Consider the following 8,669-nt stretch of genomic DNA (forward strand, 5'->3'; position numbering starts at 1 on the left):
ATATATTGTAATTTTCACTAATTATATCTTTAACAAGATCAACTTTATTACCTTGTATCAATTTTTTTATATACCAAAGGGTTACAATAGTTTTATATATTTTCCTTTCATTTATTCAATCAAGAAACCATGTCAAAACAAAAATCCGCTTCTGCACAAACAAGTGTTACAGCCATCTTAGTGATCAATTGCGGTAGCTCATCGGTAAAATTTTCATTAATACAGCCTAGATCTGGCACAACCCTATTATCAGGTTTAGCTGAATGCTTAACGACACCACAAGCCAGTATTAAAGTTAGATATAATGTTGATATAGACAATCAAGAACAAGTAGAAACAAGTACGCTTGTTGCTCCTTTTGATCATCAGGTAGCCCTTAACACGTTGGTAAATAAACTTGTGCAATTGAATTTAGTTGACAGCATTGTTGCTATTGGTCATCGCGTTGTTCATGGTGGTGAACATTACGCGCAACCAACCTTAATTAATACGACCGTTAAAAAGACCATTGAAAAACTTGCTAAACTCGCTCCTTTACACAATCCAGCAAATATCATAGGTATAAACGCTTGCCAACAGGCATTTGCAACACTGCCGCAAGTGGCAATATTTGACACTGCTTTTCATCAAAGCATGCCTGAAAAAGCATACCTTTACGGGTTACCCATTAAGCTATATCAAGAACACAGTATTAGGCGTTATGGCTTTCATGGTACAAGCCACTATTTTGTTGCTAATCAGGCCGCAAAGCTTATGAGCAAACCACTAGAACAATGTAATTTGATCAGCGCTCATTTAGGGAATGGCTGTAGTGTAACGGTAATAAAAAATGGACAAAGTGTTGATACCAGCATGGGGATGACCCCGCTTGAAGGCATCATGATGGGAACTCGCAGTGGTGATATTGACGCGGGTATTATATTTCACTTAGTTGAACAGCTTGGTTTTAGTATTGAACAAGTTGATACGTTATTAAATAAAAAAAGCGGCTTGTTTGGCTTATCTGAGCTTAGTAATGATTGCCGTACACTAGAAACAGTTATGCTTGATAAAAGTCATCCACAATCAGCACAAGCCACATTAGCGTTAACTGTATTTTGCTATCGAATAGCTAAAAGCATCGCCTCGTTTAGTGCTAGCCTAAGTGAGTTAGACGGTTTGATTTTTACTGGGGGCATTGGCGAAAATTCTTCTTGGGTAAGACAAGAAGTTGTCAACCAGTTAGGGTTATTGAATTTTCATCTATGCGAAGAAAAGAACCAAGCTACTCGCTTTGGTAGTAGTGGAGATATTGCTATTAACACATCAAGACCCTGTTGGGTAATCGGCACTAATGAAGAGTGGGTAATCGCAGAGCAATCAGCACAATTATTAACATCAAACTCTGCAGGAAAATTATAATGGCAGCTAAATCAGATTCTCATAGAATAATGCTAATTCCTGTTGGTTTTGGTGTTGGCTTAACCAGTGTTGCACTTGGTTTATTGCACACTTGCGAACAAAAGGGCATTAAAGTAGGCCATTTCAAACCTATTAGCCAACCTTCACGGAATTCGTTAGCCAAAAAAAATAAAACGATAGAGGCTGTCAGCCTGTCACAAAATAGTCGTTGTATCTCTCTTAGCTATTTTGAAGAAAAAATGGCTGATGGTTTACACGATATGGTACTTGAAGAAATCGTCGAAAATTTTAATGATTTCAATAAGGATCAAGAAGTGGTCATTATCGAAGGGTTAATTCCAACGACTCGGCAGCCATATGCGGGTCGGATTAACCGCGATGTAGCACAAGCCCTGTGTGCTGATATTGTTTTGGTTGCTGCACCGGGAAATGATAATACAGAGGCGTTTGAAAATAGGCTTGAAGTGACCGCTGAAACCTATGGCGGCACCAAGAACAAGCACTTATTAGGCTGTATTATTAATAAATTGAATGCACCTGATCAAGATGAACATGGCTTACTGCCTAGGGAAGAAGAAATAGATACTGATTTTGATATTATCCCATGGCAAAATTTAAATATTTTCAAAAATAGGCACTTTGATTTACTCGGATCTATTACGTGGGAGATAGATCTTATTGCACCGCGTATTATGGATATTAGTAATTACCTTGAAGCTAAAGTAATTAATGCGGGTGAAATGGAACATAGGCGATTTCGAAGTGTCGCTTTTTGTGCTCGCAGTGTCGGTAACCTAGTAAGTTACTTAGTACCTGGTCGTTTAATTGTTACCCCAGGTGATCGCACTGACATTATTATTGCTACCTGTTTGTCAGCATTAAATGGAACAAAACTTGGTGCATTAATTTTAACTAACGGTTTTGAGCCATCAAAAGAAGTTTGGGAACTGTGCCAGCAAGCACTCAATGCCGGTTTACCTGTACTTTCTGTACCATGGGATACTTGGAAAACCTCTCGTCATATTATGAATTATAATCCAGAAATTCCTCAAGATGATATTCAACGGCAAGAAAAAGTCAAACAGCACATTGCCGATAACTTATCAAAAGATTGGATAACTCACCTATCCGATAAAGTAGAATCAAATTATTTATTATCACCACCTGCCTTTAGACACAAATTAACTGAACTTGCTCGACAGGCAAATAAATTAATAGTCTTACCTGAAGGAAATGATATTCGCACGATAAAAGCCGCGGCAATATGTTGCGAACGTAATATTGCACGTTGTCAGCTTATGGGTAATAAAGAGGATATTTTACGCATAGCTGAACAACAAGGTATTCATTTACCTGAGGGTCTGCTGATAACAGATCCCGATCATATTAGAGAAAACTATATAAAGCCTTTAGTTGAACTTAGAAAATATAAAGGGCTCACGGACGTTATTGCTAGAGAAAATTTACAGGACAATGTTGTATTATCAACGATGATGCTTCAAATGGGACAAGTTGATGGTTTAGTCTCTGGTGCAGTTAACACAACAGCGAATACTATAAGGCCTGCTTTAAAGCTAATTAAAACCGCACCGGGTAGTTCTTTAGTTTCATCAATATTCTTTATGCTATTACCTGAACAAGTGCTTGTTTATGGCGATTGTGCAATCAATCCTGACCCAAATGCTGAGCAATTAGCCGATATTGCCATTCAATCAGCGGATTCTGCCGCCGCTTTTGGTATACCGCCACGTGTTGCCATGATTAGCTACAGCACAGGCAGTTCTGGTCATGGCTCTGATGTAGAGAAAGTAACACAAGCCACTCAGTTAGCGAAAGCGAAACGACCTGATTTGATCATTGATGGGCCGCTACAATATGACGCCGCGATTATGGAGAGTGTAGCTAAGAAAAAAGCGCCAAACAGCCCTGTTGCCGGAAAAGCGACGGTATTTATTTTCCCCGATTTGAATACCGGTAATACAACGTATAAAGCCGTTCAAAGGTCAGCTGATTTAGTCAGTATCGGGCCGATGCTACAAGGCATGAATAAACCCGTTAATGATCTATCTCGTGGTGCATTAGTTGATGATATTGTTTATACAATTGCGTTAACGGCAATTCAAGCAACACAATAAAAAGACAAACTGTTAAATTTTACCCACTTAACAATATTCTTTAAAAGCAATAACTTAAAGTTATAACCAAAGATTGTTCACAATGATATCCACAGCTTTTGTGGATATCATTGAATTTCCTCTATTTACTTCTTCGCTAAAGTTATACCAATTGAAGTAATGAATAAATCATTCACTATTTCATTTGGTATTAATTGATAAAAATCGTTATAGTAGCCCCTAATTTACTTATAGTGCTATCACCAAGGGATAATAATGAAATTAACGTTAAAGCTATTAAATGAATGTTTTACTATTCATCGCTTGCCCGAGCACAGTGAAATTCCACCGCAAGTCTTTAAAGCACCTATTTATTTTATTGGTAAAACTTTCGATGAAGTTTCTATCGTTCTACCAGATAACATAGCAATTGACAGTGATAAATCAGAGCCTAATTGGCTAGCTTTGCAAGTAGTTGGCCCTTTAGACTTTTCTTTAACAGGCATTTTATCTAACATTGCAGCCATACTCGCTAATGAAAAAATTAGTATTTTTGCAATTTCTACTTTTGATACGGATTATATATTAGTTAAAAAAGATACCGTAAGTACTGCCATTAATGTACTTAACGCAAACGATTATCACGTACTACAATAATTAAAAAATTATTCCTTGAAACACAAAGCCCAGAGAAGCAAAAGAAATGACTAAAACAATCACTTTATATGGCATAAATAATTGCGACACAGTAAAAAAAGCTCAAAAATGGCTAACCGCTAATAGCGTTAATTACGCGTTTTATGATTTTAAAAAACAGCCATTAACCAATGAATTATTAGCACAGTTCGTTGAGCTAAATGATTGGAGTACGCTGTTAAATAAACGCAGTACTACCTTTAGAAACTTAAGTGATGAAATAAAAAACAACCTCACAGATGAAGTCGTTTTTGAACAAGTGCTTGCTCAACCTACGTTATTAAAGCGCCCTTTACTGCTCATTGAAACAGATGCTTCTCAAAGTTCTCTACAACTGCACTTAGGTTTTAAAGCTGAAAACTATCAAGAGATTTTCCAATAAAATTTCACCCTAATTTACACAATTAAAAGCAAAGAGTTAACATGCCAAAGCCAACAAGCAATGTGATCAAGCTAGCTATAGACTTACTTTCTCGTCCGTCAGTTACGCCAGAGGATGCAGGTTGCCAGCAACTTATAAAAGAGCGTTTAGCCAAACTCGGCTTTATCAATGAGACAATGATCTTTGAAGATACTACTAATTTATGGTCACGCCGTAACGGTGGTCTAGAGGCTGATGATATAGTATTTTGTTTTGCCGGCCATACTGATGTGGTACCACCAGGAAATTTAGAACTGTGGAATACCCCTCCTTTTGAGCCAACAATAATTGACGGTATGCTCTATGGTCGAGGTACTGCTGATATGAAAGGTAGCCTTGCCGCAATGATTGTCGCTACTGAGCGCTTTGTTAATGACTACCCTTCATATAAAGGCGCAATCACTTATTTAATTACCAGTGATGAAGAAGGCCCGTTTATTAATGGCACAACGCGGGTAATTGATACTTTAGAAGCACGTAATGAAAAAATAACTTATTGCATTGTTGGTGAGCCTTCAAGTACAAATACGGTAGGTGATATAATTAAAAATGGTCGACGGGGATCTATTTCAGCAGAGATTGATATTAAAGGTAAACAGGGACATGTCGCCTACCCTGAGCATGTAGAAAATCCTATTCATTTGGCAATGCCGGCTTTAGCTGAATTAAGTCAGAATCATTGGGATAATGGAAATGATTATTTCCCCGCAACCAGCTTTCAATTATCGAATATCAATTCAGGAACAGGTGCGACTAACGTGGTGCCGGGTCATTTAACCGCATTGTGTAATTTACGTTATAGTACGGAATTAACTGATCAGATCATTGTCGAACAAGTTGAATCTATATTAAACAAGCATCAGCTAACCTATGACATTAAATGGACATTTAATGGTAAGCCTTTTATAACCGAATTAAACAATGAGAAAGGTGACTTTTTAACTTCAGTAACTCAGGCAGTAACATCAGTAACAGGAACTCCGCCAGTATTGTCTACTTCTGGCGGTACATCCGATGGCCGGTTTATTGCACCAACAGGCGCAAAAGTTATTGAACTAGGCCCTTGTAATGCCACCATACATCAAGTAAATGAGTCGGTTTCTTGTGATGACTTAGATAAGCTATGCGATATTTACTATGCTTGTTTAAAAGAAGTACTTCTTTAGTAGAAAAGTAGAAAACACAAATGATAATGCCAACAAATAACGTGAAAATCTCAGATGATATAAATAAGCAATTACTGGGTTTAACAAATCAGCACATTCATTATTTGACGAATGAAAGCCAAACTAACAAAAGCTTGCCTAATAAAAATTTAACTAACGATAATGCAATAAAACCTGTTCAAGCATCATCAAAGTCAAACATTGGTATTCACCAACAAATGCGCTCAGCCTTTGAAGAACTCAGACAAAGTGCTAAAATAGCAGGGTTAGAACTCAAAATTGCCAGTGGTTTTCGCTCATTTGAGCGACAGCTACAAATATGGAATAACAAATTTACTGGCAATACTGCAATAAAAAAAGCCAACGGTGAAATAGTAGATATTAGCCGTTTGTCTGACTGGCAAATTATCGAAGCCATTTTACTTTATTCTGCCCTACCAGGGGCAAGTAGACATCATTGGGGTTGCGATATTGATGTCTATGCACCAAATTTATTAGCGGCTGATGAATCGCTACAACTTGAACCTTGGGAATATCAACAATCAGGCCCTATGGCAAAGTTATCTGCTTGGCTTACCCAACATGCTGCAGAATTTGGCTTTTACTTACCCTATGACTGTTATCGAGGTGGCGTTGCTGAAGAGCCATGGCATTTATCTTTTGCGCCACTTGCCAAGCAATATCAAGCAACATTCAAATTACAGGCATTACAAGAATGTTTAATAAACACGGATATTGCGGGTAAAATAATAATTATTGATAATTTGGACAGAATAGCCAAACATTATATTAATAATGTAAATACTGATGTCTAATAGCATTTAGATTAAGCAAAAGACTATAAAATACGTGCCTATGCACTTTACTCAGGAGCTCATTGATAACGTCATCTTCGAAGTCTTTTGTCGAAGATCCATTGTCTTTTAGTTTGGATTCAGGACGATGTGCTCCATGCATAGTCTAAAGTGGCATCCATGCCACGTCAGCCTAAAACAACACTGGAATGACGTTTTCGAGCAATTTTGAATTGTTCCTGATTGATCTACATAGGCATGATAAAATAAAATAAAATAAAACAGGAAAACTCATGGATAACTGGATAGCTTATGTCTTTATTACCATTGCATTTGTAATAATTGTAGGTAATTTTAGTACGTTTCAAAAAAACACTAATCAGAGGATGCGTAAAAAAAACTTAAACGATCTAGATGAAACGTTACCAAGAAGTAATAAAACAGATCATAAAATGCCAACAGTAGACAAAAACAAACTTAAAAAAAAACATCTGCTACCTAAATAAGGCAAAAAAAAACGCCGAACAATCGGCGTTATTTTAAGTTCATGTTTTATCAACTAATAGATATTTCTAAAAGATAAACCCGTTTCCATCACAGGGAAAATTAGCTCTAACGTTTCTAATGGTAAAGGCTCACCGTCAGCATTATAAATACTGACTGACGTTTGTTGATTTTTATCATCAAGTGGGGCAAGCACAAACTGATATTTTGCATCACTGACTTCAATAACAGGCGGTTCATCACCCCAAATAGTATCCCATATGCTTGTTTCAGGTTTAGTAAAATCCACATAATAAATCTTGTTAGTTTCGTTTAAATCATTAATAGTAAAGCCATGTTTTTCAAAGAAAATAGGCATATTGTCCCAAAGATTATCTAACCCCATCTCAACAACATAAGCTGGCTCTGCTTCTTTATTTTCACCAATAGCGACTAATTGTTGATTAGCCCGCATTAAACGATTTTCACGTTGTTGCAAACGATAATTATAATCTACTTGAGAAATAACCTCATTTAGCATTAGCATTTCAGCGCGCTGTTTATCAATAGGACCTATATTTTTACTACCTCCATCACTGTCAGTTTTCATATAATCTATTAATGAAACTTGTAACGATACGCTTCGCCCATGAGGCTTAACAAAAAACTTATAACTAAAACGTAAACTTGTCGATGATTCGATATCAGTAAATAGCCAACCAGTTTCTAGCTCATTATGGTACCAATCGGATTCATAAATTTCGGTTTTACTCTGCCTTTTGCTGTCTGGTTCATCCTGAGTGGATGATTCAACAACCTCATAACTGACGTCATCAGACATAAGTTGGCTAACAAGAGCGTTTTGAATAAAAACCAATAAATCTTTATCTTCAAGTGCTTTATCAAACCAGATTATGGCTTCATGAGATTCGGCAACAGCACGAGAAGATGCAGCAATAGGCAAAACTAAAGACGGTGCTCTTACATCCATTTTTTCACCAATAGATCCTTGGTGATTAATTTTGTTAGTGATTAAGAATTCTTTTTTCTTTGCTGGTTTATCTAAATTTTCGGGAACAATAAACTCTTTAGATTCTTGCTTTTTTGCATAATCAAAATCTCCCTGTGCACGTTTACTATCAACACTACTACACGCTGATAGCGTTAAACTAAACACAGAAAAATAAAACAATTGACGACTCATTAAAACTCCTGAGAAAAACTCTTTACAAAATTGGTATTCATTTGATGACTCAAACCCTATTTGGTTCAGTTTCATACCAAATTATTAGCGCACCATGGTACTTGGCTGTTTTTGCAAACACAAGTTATTAGAATGTTTTTTCTTACCTGTGTAGGCGATAATACTTTTTATCATTAAGTTAGGCATTTTAATGTCACAATATTTAATGAGTTACTGATTTAGCAACGAAAGAAAATATATTGTAACCTCGATATTAAGCTATTCGGCGTTTTTCAAGGCAGTTGTCGCCTAAATTGTTAAGCAGCTTCTTTGTGCTGCTCTGGATTTAACTCCACAGCGCCTATTGGCTGCCAGTTTCTCTCTTTTTTTGACCATCGCTCAGGATGTTCA

Annotated in this window: 8 protein-coding genes; 7 read left to right on the plus strand and 1 reads right to left on the minus strand. The window is 36.7% G+C overall.

Going from position 1 to position 8,669, the window contains the following annotated elements; all coding sequences use genetic code 11:
* Nucleotides 1-129 precede the first annotated feature (129 nt).
* From DWA31_RS14485 to DWA31_RS14515, 7 genes are all read left to right on the plus strand, one after another.
* Nucleotides 130-1,401: an acetate kinase gene (locus DWA31_RS14485; RefSeq protein WP_114327291.1), complete on the plus strand. Its 1,272-nt coding sequence runs from the start codon at nt 130-132 to the stop codon at nt 1,399-1,401.
* Complete coding sequence (pta, locus tag DWA31_RS14490) at nt 1,401-3,536, plus strand: phosphate acetyltransferase (protein ID WP_114327292.1); 2,136 nt, start codon at nt 1,401-1,403, stop codon at nt 3,534-3,536. Before DWA31_RS14485 ends, pta begins: the two co-directional genes overlap by 1 nt.
* A 255-nt stretch (nt 3,537-3,791) precedes the next feature.
* The gene (locus DWA31_RS14495) at nt 3,792-4,172 is read left to right on the plus strand and encodes an ACT domain-containing protein (RefSeq protein WP_168427359.1); all 381 of its coding nucleotides are present in this window, start codon (nt 3,792-3,794) and stop codon (nt 4,170-4,172) included.
* Nucleotides 4,173-4,218: 46 nt separating this feature from the next.
* Nucleotides 4,219-4,593 (plus strand): Spx/MgsR family RNA polymerase-binding regulatory protein, encoded by a 375-nt coding sequence (locus tag DWA31_RS14500; protein WP_114327294.1) that lies wholly within the window; start codon nt 4,219-4,221, stop codon nt 4,591-4,593.
* A 41-nt stretch (nt 4,594-4,634) separates the two neighbouring features.
* Nucleotides 4,635-5,798, plus strand: a complete 1,164-nt coding sequence (dapE, locus tag DWA31_RS14505) for a succinyl-diaminopimelate desuccinylase (RefSeq protein WP_114327295.1) — start codon at nt 4,635-4,637, stop codon at nt 5,796-5,798.
* A gap of 20 nt (nt 5,799-5,818) precedes the next feature.
* Nucleotides 5,819-6,613 carry a M15 family metallopeptidase gene (locus tag DWA31_RS14510; protein WP_245942632.1) on the plus strand — a complete coding sequence of 265 codons (795 nt, stop codon included), beginning with the start codon at nt 5,819-5,821 and terminating at the stop codon, nt 6,611-6,613.
* Nucleotides 6,614-6,885: 272 nt separating this feature from the next.
* A complete protein-coding gene (locus tag DWA31_RS14515; protein ID WP_114327296.1) occupies nt 6,886-7,098 on the plus strand; it encodes a hypothetical protein in 213 nt (70 codons plus the stop codon).
* A gap of 53 nt (nt 7,099-7,151) precedes the next feature.
* On the opposite strand, the gene bamC is transcribed toward DWA31_RS14515, so the two are convergent.
* On the minus strand, nt 7,152-8,279 hold the full coding sequence (bamC, locus tag DWA31_RS14520) for an outer membrane protein assembly factor BamC (RefSeq protein ID WP_114327297.1): 1,128 nt from the start codon (nt 8,277-8,279) through the stop codon (nt 7,152-7,154).
* Nucleotides 8,280-8,669: the final 390 nt, after the last annotated feature.

It is taken from the genome of Candidatus Colwellia aromaticivorans, from assembly GCF_003333305.1.
Classification (GTDB): domain Bacteria; phylum Pseudomonadota; class Gammaproteobacteria; order Enterobacterales; family Alteromonadaceae; genus Colwellia; species Colwellia aromaticivorans.

Excerpts from the sequence above, each read along its gene's own strand:
- DWA31_RS14485 (WP_114327291.1), top strand. The coding sequence starts at position 130 with ATGTCAAAACAAAAATCCGCTTCTGCACAAACAAGTGTTACAGCCATC.
- pta (WP_114327292.1), top strand. The coding sequence starts at position 1,401 with ATGGCAGCTAAATCAGATTCTCATAGAATAATGCTAATTCCTGTTGGT.
- DWA31_RS14495 (WP_168427359.1), top strand. The coding sequence starts at position 3,792 with ATGAAATTAACGTTAAAGCTATTAAATGAATGTTTTACTATTCATCGC.
- DWA31_RS14500 (WP_114327294.1), top strand. The coding sequence starts at position 4,219 with ATGACTAAAACAATCACTTTATATGGCATAAATAATTGCGACACAGTA.
- dapE (WP_114327295.1), top strand. The coding sequence starts at position 4,635 with ATGCCAAAGCCAACAAGCAATGTGATCAAGCTAGCTATAGACTTACTT.
- DWA31_RS14510 (WP_245942632.1), top strand. The coding sequence starts at position 5,819 with ATGATAATGCCAACAAATAACGTGAAAATCTCAGATGATATAAATAAG.
- DWA31_RS14515 (WP_114327296.1), top strand. The coding sequence starts at position 6,886 with ATGGATAACTGGATAGCTTATGTCTTTATTACCATTGCATTTGTAATA.
- bamC (WP_114327297.1), bottom strand. The coding sequence starts at position 8,279 with ATGAGTCGTCAATTGTTTTATTTTTCTGTGTTTAGTTTAACGCTATCA.